The organism is Porcincola sp. LCP21S3_C12, from assembly GCF_052118625.1.
Taxonomy (GTDB): Bacteria; Bacillota; Clostridia; order Lachnospirales; family Lachnospiraceae; genus Porcincola.
The window spans coordinates 69,347-88,385 of sequence record NZ_JBQKGW010000002.1 but is presented as its reverse complement, the minus strand read 5'-3'; the positions used below and the strand labels follow the sequence as shown (position 1 = coordinate 88,385).

General features: G+C 53.7%; 15 protein-coding genes. 13 read left to right on the top strand and 2 right to left on the bottom strand.

Features of this window, described 5'->3' with window-relative positions; all coding sequences use genetic code 11:
- Positions 1-81: 81 nt before the first annotated feature.
- Both ptsP and ACTQ1N_RS01530 read right to left on the bottom strand, forming a co-directional pair.
- Positions 82-1,713, bottom strand: coding sequence for a phosphoenolpyruvate--protein phosphotransferase (ptsP, locus tag ACTQ1N_RS01535; RefSeq protein ID WP_441953961.1), 1,632 nt, complete (start codon positions 1,711-1,713; stop codon positions 82-84).
- Positions 1,714-1,749: 36 nt separating this feature from the next.
- Entirely contained in the window at positions 1,750-3,363 is a 1,614-nt protein-coding gene (locus tag ACTQ1N_RS01530; RefSeq protein WP_441953959.1) for a glycoside hydrolase family 32 protein, read from the bottom strand.
- Between the two features lie 396 nt (positions 3,364-3,759).
- Here ACTQ1N_RS01530 and mraZ point away from each other — a divergent pair, with 396 nt between their 5' ends.
- From mraZ to ACTQ1N_RS01465, 13 genes are all read left to right on the top strand, one after another.
- Positions 3,760-4,191 (top strand): division/cell wall cluster transcriptional repressor MraZ, encoded by a 432-nt coding sequence (gene mraZ / locus ACTQ1N_RS01525; protein WP_277067779.1) that lies wholly within the window; start codon positions 3,760-3,762, stop codon positions 4,189-4,191.
- 42 nt (positions 4,192-4,233) lie between these two features.
- On the top strand, positions 4,234-5,175 hold the full coding sequence (gene rsmH / locus ACTQ1N_RS01520; protein WP_154524617.1) for a 16S rRNA (cytosine(1402)-N(4))-methyltransferase RsmH: 942 nt from the start codon (positions 4,234-4,236) through the stop codon (positions 5,173-5,175).
- 135 nt (positions 5,176-5,310) lie between these two features.
- A complete protein-coding gene (locus ACTQ1N_RS01515; protein ID WP_441953956.1) occupies positions 5,311-5,802 on the top strand; it encodes a hypothetical protein in 492 nt (163 codons plus the stop codon).
- A gap of 147 nt (positions 5,803-5,949) precedes the next feature.
- Complete coding sequence (locus tag ACTQ1N_RS01510) at positions 5,950-8,142, top strand: peptidoglycan D,D-transpeptidase FtsI family protein (RefSeq protein ID WP_441953954.1); 2,193 nt, start codon at positions 5,950-5,952, stop codon at positions 8,140-8,142.
- 1 nt (position 8,143) lies between these two features.
- Positions 8,144-9,115, top strand: a complete 972-nt coding sequence (gene mraY, locus ACTQ1N_RS01505) for a phospho-N-acetylmuramoyl-pentapeptide-transferase (RefSeq protein WP_441953952.1) — start codon at positions 8,144-8,146, stop codon at positions 9,113-9,115.
- A 111-nt stretch (positions 9,116-9,226) separates the two neighbouring features.
- The gene (gene murD, locus ACTQ1N_RS01500; RefSeq protein ID WP_441953950.1) at positions 9,227-10,636 is read left to right on the top strand and encodes a UDP-N-acetylmuramoyl-L-alanine--D-glutamate ligase; all 1,410 of its coding nucleotides are present in this window, start codon (positions 9,227-9,229) and stop codon (positions 10,634-10,636) included.
- Between the two features lie 206 nt (positions 10,637-10,842).
- The gene (locus ACTQ1N_RS01495) at positions 10,843-11,994 is read left to right on the top strand and encodes a cell division protein FtsQ/DivIB (protein WP_441953948.1); all 1,152 of its coding nucleotides are present in this window, start codon (positions 10,843-10,845) and stop codon (positions 11,992-11,994) included.
- A 148-nt stretch (positions 11,995-12,142) separates the two neighbouring features.
- Positions 12,143-13,321: a cell division protein FtsZ gene (gene ftsZ / locus ACTQ1N_RS01490; RefSeq protein WP_441954142.1), complete on the top strand. Its 1,179-nt coding sequence runs from the start codon at positions 12,143-12,145 to the stop codon at positions 13,319-13,321.
- A gap of 81 nt (positions 13,322-13,402) precedes the next feature.
- Positions 13,403-14,296: a shikimate dehydrogenase gene (locus ACTQ1N_RS01485; RefSeq protein ID WP_441953946.1), complete on the top strand. Its 894-nt coding sequence runs from the start codon at positions 13,403-13,405 to the stop codon at positions 14,294-14,296.
- A 249-nt stretch (positions 14,297-14,545) separates the two neighbouring features.
- Positions 14,546-15,343, top strand: a complete 798-nt coding sequence (gene aroD / locus ACTQ1N_RS01480; RefSeq protein ID WP_441953944.1) for a type I 3-dehydroquinate dehydratase — start codon at positions 14,546-14,548, stop codon at positions 15,341-15,343.
- A gap of 228 nt (positions 15,344-15,571) precedes the next feature.
- On the top strand, positions 15,572-16,144 hold the full coding sequence (locus ACTQ1N_RS01475; protein WP_441953942.1) for a manganese efflux pump: 573 nt from the start codon (positions 15,572-15,574) through the stop codon (positions 16,142-16,144).
- A 77-nt stretch (positions 16,145-16,221) separates the two neighbouring features.
- Entirely contained in the window at positions 16,222-17,658 is a 1,437-nt protein-coding gene (locus ACTQ1N_RS01470) for a radical SAM protein (protein WP_441953940.1), read from the top strand.
- 265 nt (positions 17,659-17,923) lie between these two features.
- The gene (locus ACTQ1N_RS01465; RefSeq protein WP_441953938.1) at positions 17,924-18,832 is read left to right on the top strand and encodes a diacylglycerol/lipid kinase family protein; all 909 of its coding nucleotides are present in this window, start codon (positions 17,924-17,926) and stop codon (positions 18,830-18,832) included.
- The last annotated feature ends 207 nt before the right edge of the window (positions 18,833-19,039 follow it).

The following is a 19,039-nucleotide window of genomic DNA, read 5'->3' as shown; positions in this document are numbered from 1 at the left end:
TGCAGAAATTTGAAACGCTCCGGGGCGTCTGAATCACAGGAAAACGGACCCAGGCCGAACAGGAAGCAGTGACCGGGCTGCTCAGGAAGCGGGGACAGGGTCGGTGCAGGATTCCCGGATGGCTTTCCGCACCGGGAGGATCATATGCGGGGAGACGGAAAGGGAATCGACGCCCATCTTCAGAAGCCTGTCGGTAACGGTCGTATCAGCTGCAAGTTCTCCGCAGATGCCGACCGGACAGCCGCACTTGTGGCCATTTCTGACGGTTATCTCTATCTCCTTCATGACCGCCTCGCTGTAAGGGTCGTAGAAGGCGTCGAGGCTTCCGTTCTGCCTGTCCATTGCCAACGTATACTGCGTCAGGTCGTTGGTTCCGATGGAGAAGAAGTCAACCTCTCCGGCCAGCTCGTCGGAGAGAAGAGCGGAGGCGGGCGTCTCAATCATAATGCCAATCGGACAGCTGCGCCAGGAAATCTGGCGCTTCGTCAGCTCATCCTGCACACTGCGGATGAGCTTTTTGATTTGACGGATTTCCCGGACAGAGGTGATCATCGGGAACAGGATGGACAGGTTCCCATATATGCTGGCACGATAGATGGCCCGGAGCTGGCACGAGAATAGCTCCGGGTGCGTGAGTCCGATCCGGATCCCCCGAAATCCGAGTGCCGGATTCTTTTCCTGCGGCAGGTTCAGCAGCTCTGACTGTTTGTCCGAGCCCAGGTCAAGCGTACGAATGACGATCGGCCTGCCGCCCATCAGGTGGCAGGCTTCCCTGTAGCTCTGAAACTGTTCCTCCTCGTTCGGTATGGTTCTTCTGCCAAGACAGAGGAATTCTGTCCGGAACAGGCCGACACCCTCCGCGTCATTTTCAAGAGCTGACGCGATATCGGACGGCGTACCGATGTTGGCATACAGCCGGATCGGCTTGCCGTCGGTGGTAACGGACTCCTGACCGATCATGGCACGGTACTGGCTGCGGTTTTCCAGCAGCGAGGTTCGGCGCATCAGCAGACGGCGCTCTGTCTCCCTGTCAGGGTCAATGTACAGCGTCCCGCTCTCAGCGTCTACAATTGCCGGATGCCCGTCCCACTCCTCCCGGACAGGAATTCCGCTGACAGCCGGGATATCCAGCCCCCGGGCCAGGATGGCGGCATGGGAAAGAGGAGAGCCTTCCCGTGTGATGAAGGCCAGCACAAGCCTGCGGTCCAGCTGGAGGGTATCGGAAGGAAGCAGATCCATGGCGGTAATCAGGGAGGGCTCTGCCAGCTTCCGGTTCTTTCCGGCCCCCTTCAGGAGGCGGATGAGACGCTGGATGACATCCAGAAGGTCGGCGCTTCTGGCACTGAAATAGTCGCTTTCCATGGATGAAAACAGATCGGTGTATTTCCGGGCGATCGTAAAGACAGCATACTCCGCATTCGCCTTTTCGCTGCGGATGAGATCAATGATACCGCGGTTCAGCTCACTGTCGGAGAGAAGCTGTGCCTGCGCCTCGAATATCGCGGCGTTCTCAGTGCCAATCGCATCCGCTGCCTGCTGCTTCAGGCACATCAGCTCCTTTTCTGCTGTCTCGCGCGCAGAAAGATAGCGGTTGACTTCCGCATCCACATCTGCGACATCTTTTTTCTTTTCCACATGGAGCCCGCGCTCCAGAATGTGAATCTTCCCGGCAGCGATTCCGCTGTGCAGGATCTTTCCCCGATAGATTTCCATGAAAGCTCCCAGATAACAAGTTTATGATGTTTGCGGTCAGACCGGGAACGGAACATCCATTTCCCGGTATTCCCAGGACTGGCAGGATCGAAGACCGTATTCCGCGTTCACCATCCGGACTTTTGAATCCTTATGATTGGGATAATAGCGGGTTGTCATGACGTGTTCCCCGTCATTGATGAAAATTTCGATGATGCTGGAATCCACCAGAATCCTCAGATTCCGGAGTGCACCGACCTTTGCCCGCCGAAGTTTCCGGCCGCCGGACGCTTTCGCTGCTGCTTCTGCGATGTCCTCTCTGCCTACAAGGCTGTCGGCAGCCAGAACTGCTCCTTCCGCCTGAGCTGTTGCCGCGGCTCTTGCGGAAAGCTTCCTTACACCGGATTCAAGGGAGAGCGTGACAATCCCCTCCTCGTACTGCAGCGTTACAACATTCGGCTGGAGCAGGCTTCCGATCCGCACACGCACGCTGCCGTCTCCGTCCCCGATCATCAGCTCTCCGGTGCCGTTTTCATAGCTGACCGGTTCCCCGTTCATCGGCACAAGCCGGGTCTGCCGGAGTGCAAGGATCTCATCGACCGGCCTTTGCAGGATCCTGCCGTTCCGGACACTCAACTGGCGCGGGATGGTCAGAAGTCCCTGCCAGCCTTCTTTATCCGTTGTGAGATTGGTATAGGAGGCATCTGGCATCCCCGCCCAGGCAAGCAGAATTCTGCGCCCGGCTGCATCCTCGAATGTCTGCGGCGCATAGAAATCAAAGCCCTGATCCCACTCGTGGAAGCTCTCTCTTCGAACCAGCTGGCCGCCGCGTGTCTCTCCTTCCACGAAAAAGTAGCCGGCGGAATAGTGGTTCTGAAAGTGGTAGTCCTCCTGATCCAGCCCCTGCGGGCACACGGACAGCACGGTTCTGCTGTCAAGATGAAAGTAGTCCGGACATTCCCACTGATACCCGAAACCTTCCGGTATGTAGTACTCCTTCAGGTAGTCCCAGTGGATCCGGTCTTTACTGGTATAAACAAGGGTACAGCCGTTCCCAGACCGGCTCCTGTGACTCTTACGGACTTCGTCTGTGCAGGATTCCGATCCGTCCGATTTCGCAGCGCATGAAGACACCGCTGCAGCATCATCCGGCGGACTGTCCTTCATCCCGGCAGCCAGCACCATATAGTACCGGTCATTCTCTTTCCAGACGTTCGGATCCCGGATCATCAGTGTCAGGTTATCCGGGTAATCCGGATTCGAGAGCAGAAGCGTTTTGCGGCTGAAGTCCCGGCCGTCCTCTGAGCAGATCAGAAGCTGATTGGATATCCGGTTTTCGTTGTCCGGACATTCGCCCGGTGCACACCGGATGATGCCACTGTAGAACAGGTTCATGCCGTGTTCATCGACGAGGGCAGAACCTGGATAGACACCGTCCCTCTCGTATTCGCCTGCAGCAATCGCTATTCCTTCATACTTCATCTCCGTCAGCGAGCGGCCCTGAAAATGTCCCCAGACTTTCGTGGACCTGCCGGTCGGATCACCTGGTGTGTACAAGAAAAAGATATGGTAGATGCCGTTCATCTGACACAGACCGACAGGGTCTGACATCCAGCCGTCCGGAGGAGAGAGGTGAAATCCCGGTCTCCAGGAGTCAAGAAAATAGTTCATCGATTTCCCTCTGTCAATGCATTCGATTTGTTTCGCATTCTTTATTGGATATGAGTGTCAAAAGTACTTTTGACACTGTATTCATTATAGAAAAGATGGAAAAACTTGTAAATTTGCAGATGAACTTTTTTTTAAGAGAACTTCCGATGGGCACTTTCGGGCATGAAACAACATCATGTGTAGTATACACATCGCTTCGGGCAGATGTGGTAGAAAAAGGAGTATTAAAAGTGCACAAAACAGTGACTGCAAACAGATGTTCTCCATTGCAGAATGCACTAGGATGCTTTAAACTAAGAGTCGTAGTGGTAGAAAGTGGTGAAATGTGGTGCTTAAGGGAGGAAATATGGAAAAAATCCATCTTTCCCGCGCTTCATTTCCGGGTGAGGAATTCGGATGTTCTATGGTGCAAATTATAACACCCTGGATGCAAAGGGCAGACTGATCATCCCGAAACAGTTCCGTGAACAGCTCGGTGAGTCGTTCATGATGACGAAGGGACTGGATGGGTGTCTCTATGTCTTCCCGATGAGCGAGTGGAATTCCTTCGAAGAGAAACTGGCCGCACTGCCACTTACAAACAAAAACGCCAGAGCAGTTGTCAGGCATTTTGCTGCAGGCGCGACACTCTGTGAGATGGATAAGCAGGGGAGGATTCTTGTGCCGGAAGTGCTCAGGGATTTTGCTCATCTTCAGAGAGACGTTGTCGTGGAAGGCTCTATGAAACGGATTGAGATCTGGTCAAAGGAGCAGTACGACAGGCAGGCAGAAGAGGACAACATCGACGAGTCCATGGAGGCGCTGGACGGTCTGGACCTTTGTCTGTAAGACTCATCGCCGGATTAAGGGCCCGGCACAGGAGGATGAAAGATGGAGTTTCAGCATAAGCCGGTCATGTTGAATGAGGTGATCGACAGTCTGAAGATCAGGCCTGAAGGGACATATGTGGACGGAACGCTTGGCGGAGCGGGGCATTCCAGTCAGATCGCGAGGAGGCTTTCCGGGGAGGGAAGGCTGTTTGGATTCGACCAGGATGCCGCAGCAATCGAGGCCGCGACAAGGCGCCTCGAACCATATAAAGACAGGGTCTCGATCATCCGAAGCAATTACTCGGAGATGAGAGAGAGGCTGTCAGAGCTTGGTGTAAGATCGGCAGACGGAATTCTTCTGGATCTGGGCGTATCTTCCTATCAGCTCGATGATGCGCAGCGCGGTTTCAGCTACCGGGCAGATGCACCGCTGGACATGAGAATGGATCAGCGGCAGAAGCTTTCGGCAAGGGAAGTCGTGAACGGGTATTCCATCGAGGAACTGACCAGAGTCATAAGGGAGTATGGCGAGGAACGGTTTGCAAGGAATATTGCAAAGCACATCACAGCGGAGCGGGAGAAAAAACCAATTGAAACGACTGGGGAGTTGATTTCCATTATAAAGGCTGCCATTCCTGCGAAAGCAAGGGAGGGCGGCGGACACCCGGCCAAAAGAACCTTCCAGGCAATCCGCATCGAGGTCAACAGGGAACTGGACGTTCTCAGCGATTCCCTTGACGGGATGATTGACCTTCTTGCAGACGGCGGAAGAATCTGCGTCATCACATTTCATTCGCTGGAGGACCGAATTGTGAAAGAGGCTTTCAGGCGGAATGAAAATCCCTGCACCTGCCCGCCGGAATTTCCGGTCTGCGTGTGCGGAAAGAAATCCAAGGGACATGTGATAACCAGAAAACCGATCATCCCTTCGGAGGAGGAAACTGAAGAGAACCCAAGATCAAAGAGCGCAAAGCTGCGTGTCTTTGAACGGACAATCATCTGAAAGAATACGGCGGTCTTTCGCTTCTGCGGGGAGAATGGCAGGGCAAGGCAGGGACCGGAAATCATCTGGGGAGACTGAATTTCGCTTCCCGGACCGCTGATTTCAGAAAGATGAACAATGCAGGATGGAAAAATCATGGCGAAGACAAAGTCAGGAAACATTGCACAATTTGAAAGAAGCAGAGGGCAGCGCTATACTGAGTATGCAGAAGGCAATACGGTCCGGAAGGCGGCTGTGATCCCGGCAGATGAAAGAGAAGTGTACGGGGTCAGTCAGCAGGTCATTCGAAATCGTGAACGTGCACGGCATATGGACATGCGGTATGTCTTGTTTCTTTCAGTTTGTGCCGTGGCGACGGTCATGATCTGCATCTATTTCCTGAAGCAGCAGACAATCTGCACATATAACCAGAAACAGGTGACAGAGCTGACAACGAAGCTCAACAACCTGAAAATCGAGAATGATACAACGTACAATGAGATTGTTTCGGGTGTTGATCTGCAGAAGCTGAAGCAGCGGGCGATCGACGACCTCGGAATGACATATCCGAGTCAGAGTCAGATTGTCCCATATCAGAGCCCGGACAGCGATTATGTCAAGCAGTATGGAGAGATTCCTTCCAAATAACAGGGGAGACAGAAACGTTTGACTTCCACAGGAAACAGGAAACATAAAAAGGAAAAGAGATTTACAAGAGGAATGCAAAGGAGGCTGACAGCCGCATTTGCATTCGTTTTGTTATGTATCGTATTTCTTCTGATACGGATCGCTGTGGTGAACGCTTCGAAGGGAAACAAGTACGCCAAGCAGGTCCTTTCTCAGCAGACCTACAGCTCCAGAACCATCCCGGCAAGACGTGGCGAGATTGTAGACGCGAACGGGATTGTCATGGCTCGGAGCGAGAGACGGTACAATGTTGTGCTCGACTGCTATGCGATCAATCAGGATGAGGATTATATCGAACCGACCATCCGGGCGGTATCGAAGGAATTCGGTGTGGACGAGGATAAGGTCCGGAAGATTGTGACTTCGGACGCGACGAAGGATTCCCGGTACCAGGTCCTTGTGCAGAAGGTTACGAAAGACCAGAAAGATACCTTTGAGGCGTACAGAGCCGGAAAGGACCTCGAGGAAACGGAGAAAAGCGGCGGCAAGTCCGATAAAGTTCTCCAGGCAGAGAAGGATGAGCGTGCAGATATCCAGGGAGTCTGGTTCGAGGAAGTATACCAGAGAACCTACCCGTTCGGAACGCTTGCAGCGAATGTTGTCGGGTTTTCCAATGACATCGGCGATGGCGTGACCGGGATCGAGAACTACTACAATAAAACGCTGACCGGAACCGACGGCAGACAGTTCGGGTATCTGGACAGCAGCTCCGGGGTTGAGCAGTCCACGGTTGAACCGGACAATGGGAAAACGGTTCAGATGACGCTGGACATGAACATCCAGCAGGCTGTCCAGGATCAGATCGATGCGTTTGACAAGGAATACGGAACGAAAGATTCGGACGGGAAAGGCGCAAAGAACGTCGGTGTGATCGTCATGGATCCCAACTCCGGCAGCATTCTGGCAATGGCATCCAACCATGAGTATGACCTCAGCGATCCATACGGGGATTATACGCAGGACGAAATTAAAAAGATGGGCAATGATGCCTATGTGGAGGCGCTGAATAAAAGCTGGGAGAATTTCTGTGTGTCCCAGAGCTACGAGCCGGGATCGGTTGTCAAGCCGATTACCGTTGCCTCTGCGCTTGAGGAAGGGGTGGTCCATGACGGGGACCATTTTTACTGCGGCGGTTCTCTGTTCATCACAGACACGAAGATTAACTGTGACAACATCTATGGACACGGGGACGAGACACTGGAGTATGCCATCGTCAATTCCTGCAATGTCGCACTGATGGAGGTCGGCGCCAAGCTGGGTGTAAAGAATTTTATCCGGTATGAGAAGGCATTCGGCTTCGGAAGCCAGACGGGTATCGACCTGCCGAATGAGAACGCCGGCGTGATCTACAACGAGAATACGATGCACGAGGTTGAGCTGGCAACCTGTTCCTTCGGACAGGGATTTACAGTCAACATGGTGCAGGAGGCGGCTGCCTTCAGCGCAGCAATCAACGGAGGGTATTACTACCAGCCGCATGTGGTTGGAGCGATCCTGAACGCGGACGGAACGACATCCAGCACGGTGGAGCCGCTTGTGCTCCGCCAGCCGGTATCTCAGGAAGTTTCCCGCTACATCAGACGTTATATCCAGACGGCTGTGGAGCAGGGTACCGGAAAGAAGTCGAGGGTACCTGGATATCTGACAGGCGGCAAGACCGGTACGGCAGAGAAGATCGACCCGGAGACCGGGAAGCGGGCAAAGGGAAAATACCTGGTTTCCTTTATCGGAGCGGCGCCGATCGATGATCCGAAGGTGGTCATCTACGTTGTTATCGATGAGCCGAATGTAGAGGAGCAGGCAGACTCTTCCTATCCGCAGACGCTGTTCCGCAAGATCGCTACGCAGGTGTTCCCGTATATGGGGATTTATCCGACAGAGCCCGTCACAGATCAGCTTCTGCAGGAACTGGGCATCACGAAGGATGAGACGGTCGAAAATGAAACCAGGAGCGCGACCTTCCAGTGCTTTGGAGCAGATGGGAAGCTGTACAATGACGCGGCAGTCAATGCCAAGGGCGAGGTTGTGGACAGCAGCGGGAATGTGATTGATGGCGTGACGGTGAACCAGGATGCAGGGACTGTGACGGATGCGAAGGGGAATGTGATTGAGGTTGATCTGTCCGCTCTGAAGAACAAGTCGGATTCACAGCTGCCGGCAGACAATCCTGATATCGCAAGCCCGCCGGAAGAGGAGCAGGATGACAAGAAGTCTGATTCGACCTGGAGCGGGGCAGAGGTGTCGGATCAGGCGAAGGAGCAGGCCGGGGACGTGACGATCGCCGGAGCAGGAGGAAACTGAGATGACGATTAGTCTGGATACCATACTGGCGGTATTTCTTTCATTTATGATAACGGCTGTACTGTGCCCGATTCTGATTCCGTTTCTGATCAGACTGAAGGTCGGACAGACCGAGCGGGTTGAGGGTGTTCAGAGTCATCTCAAGAAGGCCGGAACACCGACGATGGGCGGCATCGCAATTCTGACATCGGTCATCCTGACCTCGCTGATCTTTGCCTCCCGCTATCCGAGGATTATTCCGATTCTGATTCTGACAGCAGGGTTCGGAGTCATCGGATTTCTCGATGACTACCTGAAGGTTGTGAAGAGAAAATCAGACGGACTTCTTCCGAAGCAGAAGATGGCGTTTCAGATTGTTGTGACAACCATCTTTGTGATCTTTCTCTGGGTAAGGGAGCCGGAATGCTTCGATTTCCTGATTCCGTTCACGGAAGGAAAAGTTATATCGGGGATGGGAGTGCGGATTTTTGGAACCATTCTTTCCTACCTCGCAATCATCGGAACCGTGAACGGGGTGAATTTCACCGACGGCCTGGATGGACTTTCTTCCTCTGTGACGGCAGCGGTTGCAGTTTTCTTCACCTATGCATCCATGACGCTCGGAGGAAATATCGAGCCGATTACGGCGGCAACATTCGGCGCGCTGCTGGGCTTTTTGCTCTATAATGTTCATCCCGCAAAGGTCTTTATGGGGGATACCGGATCCCTGGCACTGGGCGGTTTTGTGTCCGGGTGTGCATATACGATGAAGATGCCGATTTTTATCCTGATTGTCGGGCTGATTTATCTTGTGGAAGTGCTTTCCGTCATCATTCAGGTGACCTACTTCCGGAAGACCGGCGGAAAACGTTTTTTCCGGATGGCACCGATTCACCATCATTTTGAACTCAGCGGATGGTCGGAAACCAGGGTCGTCGGCGTGTTTACAATTGTAACCATCCTGCTTTGTCTTCTGGCAAGCATTCGTCTGTAATGATCCGGGGATGGAATGTACAGGCGTCCTGAAAGAGCGCAGGATACAGAATCCGATCCGGATTGAACAGGAAGCATCAGGCGGAAGACAGCATGCATCGGGAGGGGTCAGATGCCGCAGAGCGGCAGAGGAGAAATTGTGAGACAGGATTTGAAGGACAAGAATGTACTGGTTGTCGGGGCCGGGAAGAGCGGGATTGGCTCTGTCGGGCTGCTCCTGGACATCGGGGCCAGACCGATACTGTATGATGGCAACGAGAAACTGGATGAAGCAGAGATCAGAGCATCCTTGCCGAAGGGGGCGGAAGTCCCGATTGTGCTCGGAACGCTTTCTGATGAACAGATCGGGAGGCTGGATCTGTGCGTCATGAGCCCGGGGGTGCCGACAGATATACCGCCTGTCTGCCGCATCCGGGAGGCAGGTATCCCGATCTGGGGAGAGATCGAGCTGGCGTACCGCTGCTCAGAGGGAACTGTCATGGCCGTCACGGGAACCAACGGGAAAACGACGACGGTCTCGCTTCTCGGCGAAATCATGAAGCATCACCTGGGCGCGCAGCATGTGTTTGTGGTCGGCAACATCGGGAACCCCTATACGGATGCCGCCCTCAGGACAGACGCTTCTTCGGTCTGCGTGGCAGAGGTCAGCTCCTTTCAGCTCGAGACGATTGAACGGTTCCGCCCGCACATCGCCGCGATTACGAACATCACGCCCGATCATTTAAACCGCCATCATACGATGGAGGAATACATACGGGTGAAGGAACGGATCGCTGAGAACCAGACACCGGACGATGTCCTGATCCTGAATTATGAGGACGATGTTCTGCGCGCATTTGGAGAATCCGTGAAAGACCGTGTGAAGGTCCGGTATTTTTCGAGCAGACGCACGCTTGAGGATGGCATGTATCTGGATGGAGATGTTCTGAAGCTTGCGGACCGGAAAAGCGGCAGGACGCAGGACGTGATAAATGTTCATGAGCTGAGGCTGCTTGGCACGCACAATTACGAAAATGTTGCTGCAGCGTCTCTCTCGGCGCTCGCTGCCGGCGTTCCGCTTCAGGAAATCTGTGAAGTTCTGAGAGCCTTCAGGGCGGTTGAGCACCGGATCGAGTTCGTGGAGGAGGTAGGCGGGGTCGCCTATTATAATGATTCAAAGGGAACGAATCCGGATGCCGCGATCCGGGCAGTTCTTGCGATGAACCGGCCAACGATCCTGATCGGCGGCGGCTACGACAAGGGAAGCAGCTACGACGAGTGGATCGAGAGCTTCGGAGGAAAGGTGCGGGCGCTTGTTCTGGTCGGACAGACAAAGAAAAAGATTGCCGAATGTGCCAGAAAGCATGGGTTTACGGAGATTTATCTGTGTGATACCTTCCGGGAAACCTTTGACAAGTGTGTGTCACTGGCCAGGCCGGGGGATGCTGTGCTGCTGTCGCCCGCCTGCGCAAGCTGGGGAATGTTTTCAAATTATGAGGAGCGCGGCAGAATCTTCAAGGAATACGTACGCGCTCTCATGTGAACTGTAAATGCCACCTGACCGGCAGCGCTTCTTTTATGACCGGCAGACAGGCCCATGGGATTTCTGCCTGCTGCGAATAAGACTGCCGGATATCTGATGCCCTCCGCACGGTGTTTCACCGCGGAGGGCATAAAAACAGGCACGATGGCTTTCATTTGTCATACAACGCCGGTCTGCCTGAACCACCTGGATATGGAGAGAGGTCTGTGAACAGAATTCTTCGTGCAATTGTTATCTTTCTTGCTGTGCTTGCGGCTGCTGCGCTGATCGTGGTATACGGATTTCAGATCCGTCATGTGACGGTTGAGGGAAATGACCGCTACAGTGCGGATCAGATCAGCAGTGACCTGACATCTACCAGCCTTCTGAAGAACACGCTCTATTTTGCCTGGAAATACAGAAGTGCTGCCGCGTCTCCGGAGGCACCGTACCTGACTTCCGTGAAAGCATCGATTCAGTCTCCGACCTCTGTGAAGGTCACGGTTGTAGAGAGCAGCCTGATCGGCCGCGTTCAGGTGGACGGCAGGAACGTGTACTTTGATGAAAATGGGATCGTCCAGATGATCACAGACGAGGTGAGAAGCGGGGTTCCGCTTGTCACAGGAGTCGATGTCGGAAGCCCGGAACTATACCAGAAACTTCCGGTTACCAATACATCGACCTTCCGTACAATGCTGAGCATAACGCAGCTCCTGATTCAGTCAGACTTTATTCCGGACAGCGTCAGCTTCGACAGCAGCGGGAACATGACGCTGCGCTATGGGAGCGTGACGGTAAAGCTGGGCCAGGACGAGTATCTGGAAGAGAAGATCGCAAATCTTGTCCAGATCTACCCGAAGATTTCTTCCAGAACCGGGACACTCAACATGGAAGGCTTCACAGGAAAGAATACAAGCATAACATTCAAGGAGACCGTGAAGCAGTCTGACGAGACGGAAGGCGGAGATTCCGGAGAGACGCTCACGGGCGTCGGAGCCGATACAAGTCAGACTGACGCATCAGCAGGTTCTGATCAGAATTCGGGGACCGCTGAGGATGGACAGGCCCAGAATGCGGACAATCAGAATCCTGATGGGCAGGGACAGAACGAAGACAGCCAGAATGAGAACGGCCAGGGCCAGGATGAAAACAGCCAGAACGAAAACAATCAGGACGAAGACAGCAGCCAGAATTCGACGAAGGGTGTGATGGCGTTTGACAGCAATGGGACCCTGCACTACGATGCCCATATTGAAAACGGACAGGTTGTGGATGCTTCCGGGAATCCGATTGCAGGCTGCACGGTCGATGAGAACGGAAACATCAAGGATGCATACTGGAACGTCATCGATCCGGCAACAGGACAGCTCGTCCAGTAAGAAATGAAATGATGGTGCGGGTGAAACTGCCTGAATCTGGTAAAAAACTTGCAATATCGGGTAAAAGCACTTATATTGAAAGGGATATAGGCGATACACCTATACAGGACCTTCATCAGTCAAGGAGGAGACTTCAGTGTTAGAGATTATGTCGAATGACTCTGAACCGGGAGCAAAGATTATTGTCATCGGGGTCGGCGGAGCCGGCAACAATGCGGTCAACAGGATGGTCGATGATACCATCGCCGGGGTCGAATTCATCGGAGTCAATACAGATAAACAGGCGCTTGCCATGTCAAAGGCACCGAGCGTCATCCAGATCGGAGAGAAGATCACGAAGGGGCTAGGAGCCGGTGCACGGCCGGAGGTCGGAGAGCAGGCCGCTGAGGAGAGCACCGAGGACATCAAGAATGCTGTTCAGGGAGCAGACATGGTTTTCGTTACCTGTGGAATGGGCGGCGGAACCGGAACAGGGGCAGCTCCTGTCATTGCGGGTGTCGCAAAGGAGATGGGCATTCTGACAGTCGGTGTCGTGACGAAGCCTTTCCGATTCGAGGGAAAGGTTCGCATGACCAACGCCCTGAACGGAATTGAAAAGCTCAAGGAGAACGTCGATACGCTGATCGTGATTCCGAACGACAAGCTGCTTGAGGTCGTGGATCGCAGGACGACGATGCCGGAGGCTTTCAGAAAAGCAGATGAGGTGCTTCAGCAGGCGGTATCCGGCATTACTGATCTGATCAACCTCCCGGCGCTGATCAACCTTGACTTCGCGGATGTAAGGACTGTTATGCAGGACAAGGGGATTGCGCACATCGGAATCGGACAGGCGAAGGGCGACGATAAGGCGATTGAGGCAGTCAAGCAGGCTGTTGAAAGCCCGCTGCTTGAGACGACGATCGAAGGCGCAACCAATATTATCATCAATGTGAGCGGAGATATCAGCCTGATGGATGCAAGCGATGCAGCAGGCTATGTACAGGAGCTTGCAGGCGAGAACGCGAATATCATCTTTGGCGCGATGTACGACGACACTTATGCGGATGAGTGCAGTATCACGGTCATCGCAACGGGAATCGAGGATCCGAACGAGGAGCAGGGCTCTCTGCTCGGACTTCACAAGGGACTTTCCCAGCCTGCAGCGGGAACGGATTTCCGTTACAGGAAGACAGAAAGACCGAAGAGCGGGTTCAGCTTCCAGCGTCCGGCAGCTCAGCCGGCGCCGAAGGCTCCGTCCATTCCGACACAGAATGCGACGCTGAAGGCGCCGACCAGCAAGGTGACGCCGCAGGATATCCAGATTCCGGAATTTTTAAGAAGAAGCTGAAGAATCAAACAGAACGACGCAGAAGGCCTCCGGCATGAAACCGGAGGCTTTCTTCAAACATACCTGATGGAGGAAACCAGATTGTCGGGGGAATATGAGATCACTGGCCACACAAGATTCGGAGGACTGCTCGGGTACCCTGTTGCGCACAGCATTTCTCCGCAGATGCACAATTACAGCTTTCGCAGACTTGGAATAGACGCGGTCTACCTCTGCTTCAGCGTGCAGCCGGAGCAGCTCGGAGAAACGGTCCGGACGTTCCGGAACCTGGACTGCTTTGGGTTCAATCTGACGATGCCGGACAAGACGGCTGTGCTGGAATACCTCGATGAGCTGTCACCGGCGGCGCGGATGATCGGTGCTGTCAATACCGTTGTCAATGACCATGGAAAGCTGACCGGATATAACACGGACGGGTTCGGCTTCATGGAATCGCTGCGAAGGGCGGGTGTTGATGCAGATGGGCAGGAGATGACACTTCTCGGAGCTGGCGGAGCGGGAAGCGCAATTGCCGTCCAGGCAGCGCTGGACGGTGTGAAAAAACTGCACATTGCAAACAGGAAAAGCCGGTCTTTTCGTCATGCTGAGATGCTGGCACAGGTTATCACAGAGAACACAGCCTGCAGGGCGGATGTGGTGGATCTGGAGGATGCACATGCACTCGGAGAGGCAATTGGCGCCTCCGGCATTCTTGCAAATGCGACTTCTGTCGGAATGAAAAAACCGGATCTGCCGGCAGACGCAGAAAACCAGCTGCCGATTCCGGATACAGGATGCCTTCACGAAGGCCTTGTCGTCGCCGATGTCATCTATAATCCCAGACAGACCCGACTCCTCAGGGAAGCGCAGGCAAGAGGCTGCCGGACACTCAACGGAATGTATATGCTGCTGTATCAGGGAGCGGAAGCCTTCCGCCTGTGGACCGGGCAGGACATGCCCGTCACCGAAGTCCGCCAGAAATACTTTGCCGTATAAGTCCGTCGCTGTCCGGCTGCCAGCGGCGTGCCTGCACGCCGGCTGGCAGATGGACAAGCGACACCAGCAGGCATGAGCATGAAGCGGCGCAGTGCGGCGCGGGAATGCGAATGCCTGCGAGCGCTGCGGGAGCAGCAAAGCTGCGAAGCAGCGCGAAGGACTTATACGGCCAGGAAGGATCAGTCCGGCTGCCAGCGGCGTGCCTGCACGCCGACTGGCAGATGCAGCAGGCATGAGGATTATAATATTATGATGGAAATGATATCAGAACTGAACACGCCTTCCGGAAGCAGGGTCGTGCCGATACAGATCCGCAGTCTCACGCTCGGAGACGGTATACCGAAGATCTGTGTCCCGGTTGTCGCCTCAGATCCGGAACAGCTGGAGAAGGCATTGACCCAGCTCGAAGGAACACGGGATTTCTATGATCTCGTTGAGCTCCGTGCGGACATATATCCGTTCGATGAAACACGGAAAATATCGGAGTGTCTGCAGGCCCTGCGGAAAGCGGTAGGGGACAAGCCAGTCCTGTTCACATTCCGGACAAAGAAGGAAGGCGGAAGCAGAGCCGTGTCCTTCGACTTATACAGGGAGATGAATCTGTGCGCCGCTCAGGAAGGGGCCGACCTGGTCGACCTTCAGCTTTCGATGATGGAGGGGGACAGAATGAGTCTGCTTTCCGACATCCATGGATGTGGCGCACGCGTGATTGGCTCGTTCCATGATTTCCACGGGACACCCCCTGCGGATGAACTGGTGAAAAAGATGGCGGGGATGCAGATGGCCGGCTTTGACATCACAAAGATTGCCGTTATGCCGAAAGACCGGGAGGATGTGCTCGAGCTCTTGTTTGCCAGCGTCCAGATGCAGGAGGAGTGGGCCGACCGGCCCTTTATCACAATGTCAATGGGAAGCCTTGGAAGCATGACAAGAGTCTGCGGGAACTTCTCAGGAAGCTGCATCACCTTCGGTACAATCGGAGGAGAATCTGCTCCGGGGCAGCTGAAGGCGGAGGTGTTGAGGACGGTTCTGCCTTCCCTTCTATAGGCACCCCATGGATTCTGCCTCTGCGGGGGGACTACAGGGCAAAAACGCCGGTCATCCGGCGACAGAAAGAGGACATCAGGAAAAAAGGGCGACAAACTCTCCGGAGTGTCGCCCTTTTTTTTTCATGCCTGAAAGGTTGTATTTTGCAAATACAAGGCCATTCCCGTACACTTTCACCTGACAGACGGAGTATGCCTGATCAACAGACAGTATTTGGGAGGTAGATGTTTGAGTATCGCGGAGATTCTTCTCGTGGTTGCGGGATTATCAATCAATGTATTCCTGATCTCCCAGAAAGACGGGGCAATGATCCGGCGGATCAGGCCGGGAAGCCTGCTGATGCTCTGCGTCTTTTTCTTTGTGTTTGAAAGCCTGTCGATGTTTGCAGGCTTCAGACTGACAAGGATTACATTCTTCAGGAATTCTTCATCCACAGATCTGAAGAAGTTCTGTTATTTCTGTGCGGTTGTCCTGTTTCTGATTATCGCGGCCTACATGCTCTTTAAAGCATTCACAGAGCGGGAAATCGACGAACATCTGACGGAGATTTCCGTCTCCAGGACAATCTTCCAGGCCATCGGGGTCGCCGTGTTTGCATTCATCTGCGGCATCGGCTGGGGTTTTATCGGCCACAATATCTACATGGCAACCGGTGTGCTTGCCGCAGCGACCGTTATCGCGGTTTTTTCCGGGACCTATATGGGGTACCGAGATGGCTGCAGGTACAGAAAAGGCTTCTTTACAGTCGGAGGCTCCTGCCTTCTGTTTGTCGGGGTTGAAATCCTTGTGCGGTACCTTTGACGGTCCGCTTTTCGGAACCAGACGCTGCATCAGATAAGGGGCAGCGTTCGTTGCAATTCAATTGGGAGGGGTACAAAATGGCCAGTTTTACACACAAAGCAGCACGGCTTGCATTCAGCAAGGCTCTTGATGTCATGCTTGACAGAGTTTACAAAGACCGTGAGAAGGGACTTACGGAGGCGTTGAACGTAGTTGAGAAGTTCGCACCGGATACATTTTCGAAAGAAACCTATGCGATGTTCCGCAAGTTCCTCACAGATCCGAATGAAAAGTGGAACCAGTACCTGAACAAGCTGATCGACGAGCTGGATCCGAATGTTCTGAAGATGACGCTGCTCAACCTGGTGTTTGAGGCGATGATCAACGGAACCAAGACCATCCGCGCAAACCGTGAAAAGTATGGCTGCAATATTCCGTGGCTGATCCTGATGGATCCGACCTCGGCCTGCAACCTGCACTGCACTGGCTGCTGGGCTGCAGAGTATGGTCACAAGCTGAACCTGAGCTTCGAGGACCTGGACCGTATTGTTACACAGGGCAAGGAGCTTGGCGTATACTTCTACATGTTCACGGGCGGTGAGCCGCTTGTCCGCAAGGCAGACATCCTGAAGCTCTGCAAAAAACATCATGACTGCGAGTTCCACGCGTATACGAACGGAACGCTGATCGATGATGAGTTTGCGGAGGAGGTCCGCAAGGTCGGAAACCTGAGCTTCTCCATCTCTCTGGAAGGCTTCTCCGAGGTCAATGACCTTCGCCGCGGTGATGGTGTCTTTGCACGCGTCATGAAGGCGATGGATATTCTGAAGGCACACGGCTGCTTCTTCGGAACATCGATCTGCTATACAGCAAAGAATCTCGAGACAGTCACGTCTGACGAATTCCTGGATATGGAGATCGAGAAGGGTGTCCGTTTCAGCTGGTACTTCCATCTGATGCCGGTTGGCATGAAGGCAGCGCCGGACCTGATGCCGAGCCCGGAGCAGCGTGAATACATCTACCACAGAATCCGTGAGATTCGCGCCAACAAGGGTGGCAAGATGATCTACACAATGGATTTCCAGAATGACGGCGAGTTTGTCGGAGGCTGCATTGCCGGCGGAAGAAACTATTTCCACATCAATGCAAATGGAGATGCAGAGCCTTGTGTCTTCATTCACTACTCTGATTCGAACATCCATGAGAAGTCTGTCCTGGAATGCCTGCAGTCTCCGCTGTTCATGCAGTACCGTGCACATCAGCCATTCAACAAGAACATGCTTCGTCCGTGCCCGATGCTGGAGAACCCGGGCGTGCTGACCCAGATGGTCAATAAATCCGGAGCACACTCCACGGATCTTCAGGAGCCGGAGAGCGCAGAGCATCTCTGCGGGAAGTGTGTGGACTATGCGAAGGCATGGAAGCCGGTAGCAGACAAGCTCTGGGCACAGACCGATTACCATCCGCACAAATATGAGAACTGGGCAGGATTCAGCCAGAAGGATGCTTCCGGAGCTGAAGCGTCCAGAAACTGAGCCGGGAAGCGGGACCTGCAGCTTGCATTCATCATTCAAAAGCTTTACACTATCGTTACATACTGGTCAGACAGATGCCGGAGAGGCTCCGTGGGCTGCATGAGGCGGCAAGGGAGAGACCGGCGGGACTGGTGCGCTGCGATCGTGAATATCAGAAGGCGCCTTACGGGAAATCCGGAAGGCGCCCTCTGCGTATGTGGCGTGTTCATACGGAGAGCAGACAAAGTCAGTATCCGATTACAGAGCGGCAGGGAGGTATTCTGCGATGAAGAGAATGCTGTTTATCTACAATCCGAGATCCGGGAAGGGTGTTGTTCGGGATCAGCTGTCCTATATCCTGGAGGAATTTTCAAAGGATGACTATGAGATTGTCGTCCATCCGACCATTGAACCGAAGGACGCAACGCGTATCACGCAGGAGTTCGGGGATGCATTTGACCTGATTGTCTGCAGCGGGGGAGACGGAACACTGGATGAGGTGGTGACTGGAATGCAGACAGGACGGTTTACGCGTCCGCTCGGCTACATTCCGGCCGGAAGCACAAACGATTATGCTCAAAGTCTGGGCATCCCGAAACAGATGAGAAAAGCTGCCCGCTCAATCATGAACGGAACGGTCTATCAGTGTGATCTCGGCAGACTCGACGACAGCTACTTTGTCTATGTGGCGGCATTCGGGGCATTTGTGGAGGTATCCTACGATACCCCGCAGGATATGAAAAATCTGCTGGGACATGCAGCCTATGTGATCCGCGGCATGCAGAGCCTGAATAACCTGAAGGCATATCACCTCCGGTACGAGAGCCAGGAGATGTCCGGAGAAGGCGACTTTCTCCTTGGGATGATCACAAACTCCGATTCTGTCGGGGGATTCAAAGGGATCACCGGAAAGGATGTGACACTCAATGACGGGGTCTTCGAGGTTGTCCTGTTTCACTCGCCGGCACTGGCGGTTGAGTACCCGGGCATGATCAACAGTGTCCTGAACAAGACGCCGAACAAGAACATCACGTACTTCAAGACATCAAAGCTGGAGATCTGGTTCGACGAGCCGGTTTCCTGGACGCGGGACGGGGAGTTCGGAGGCAAACGGAAGCACGCTGTAATTGAGAACATTCCCAGGGCGATTCCGATCATTGTCCCCGGAAATGATGATCTGAAGACAGAGGACTGACCTGATTCGGGATCAGGCGGAATCAATCAAAGGAATGAGACGGCGGCATGCGGCAGCATGCCGCTTTTTTTGTGGAAAGCCTAGGCAAGACCGTTTCCGAAACAACGGTAACATTGAGAAAAACGTGATATCCATTATTGAAAATAGACAAAAGATAGAGTATGATAAGAACAAATATGGAAACAGTACAGACAACATGAGCGTATA

What these genes read in the sequence shown, in the direction of transcription:
- ptsP (WP_441953961.1), bottom strand. Translation starts at nt 1,713, where the DNA reads ATGGAAATCTATCGGGGAAAGATCCTGCACAGCGGAATCGCTGCCGGG.
- ACTQ1N_RS01530 (WP_441953959.1), bottom strand. Translation starts at nt 3,363, where the DNA reads ATGAACTATTTTCTTGACTCCTGGAGACCGGGATTTCACCTCTCTCCT.
- mraZ (WP_277067779.1), top strand. Translation starts at nt 3,760, where the DNA reads ATGTTCTATGGTGCAAATTATAACACCCTGGATGCAAAGGGCAGACTG.
- rsmH (WP_154524617.1), top strand. Translation starts at nt 4,234, where the DNA reads ATGGAGTTTCAGCATAAGCCGGTCATGTTGAATGAGGTGATCGACAGT.
- ACTQ1N_RS01515 (WP_441953956.1), top strand. Translation starts at nt 5,311, where the DNA reads ATGGCGAAGACAAAGTCAGGAAACATTGCACAATTTGAAAGAAGCAGA.
- mraY (WP_441953952.1), top strand. Translation starts at nt 8,144, where the DNA reads ATGACGATTAGTCTGGATACCATACTGGCGGTATTTCTTTCATTTATG.
- murD (WP_441953950.1), top strand. Translation starts at nt 9,227, where the DNA reads ATGCCGCAGAGCGGCAGAGGAGAAATTGTGAGACAGGATTTGAAGGAC.
- ftsZ (WP_441954142.1), top strand. Translation starts at nt 12,143, where the DNA reads ATGTCGAATGACTCTGAACCGGGAGCAAAGATTATTGTCATCGGGGTC.
- aroD (WP_441953944.1), top strand. Translation starts at nt 14,546, where the DNA reads ATGATGGAAATGATATCAGAACTGAACACGCCTTCCGGAAGCAGGGTC.
- ACTQ1N_RS01470 (WP_441953940.1), top strand. Translation starts at nt 16,222, where the DNA reads ATGGCCAGTTTTACACACAAAGCAGCACGGCTTGCATTCAGCAAGGCT.
- ACTQ1N_RS01465 (WP_441953938.1), top strand. Translation starts at nt 17,924, where the DNA reads ATGAAGAGAATGCTGTTTATCTACAATCCGAGATCCGGGAAGGGTGTT.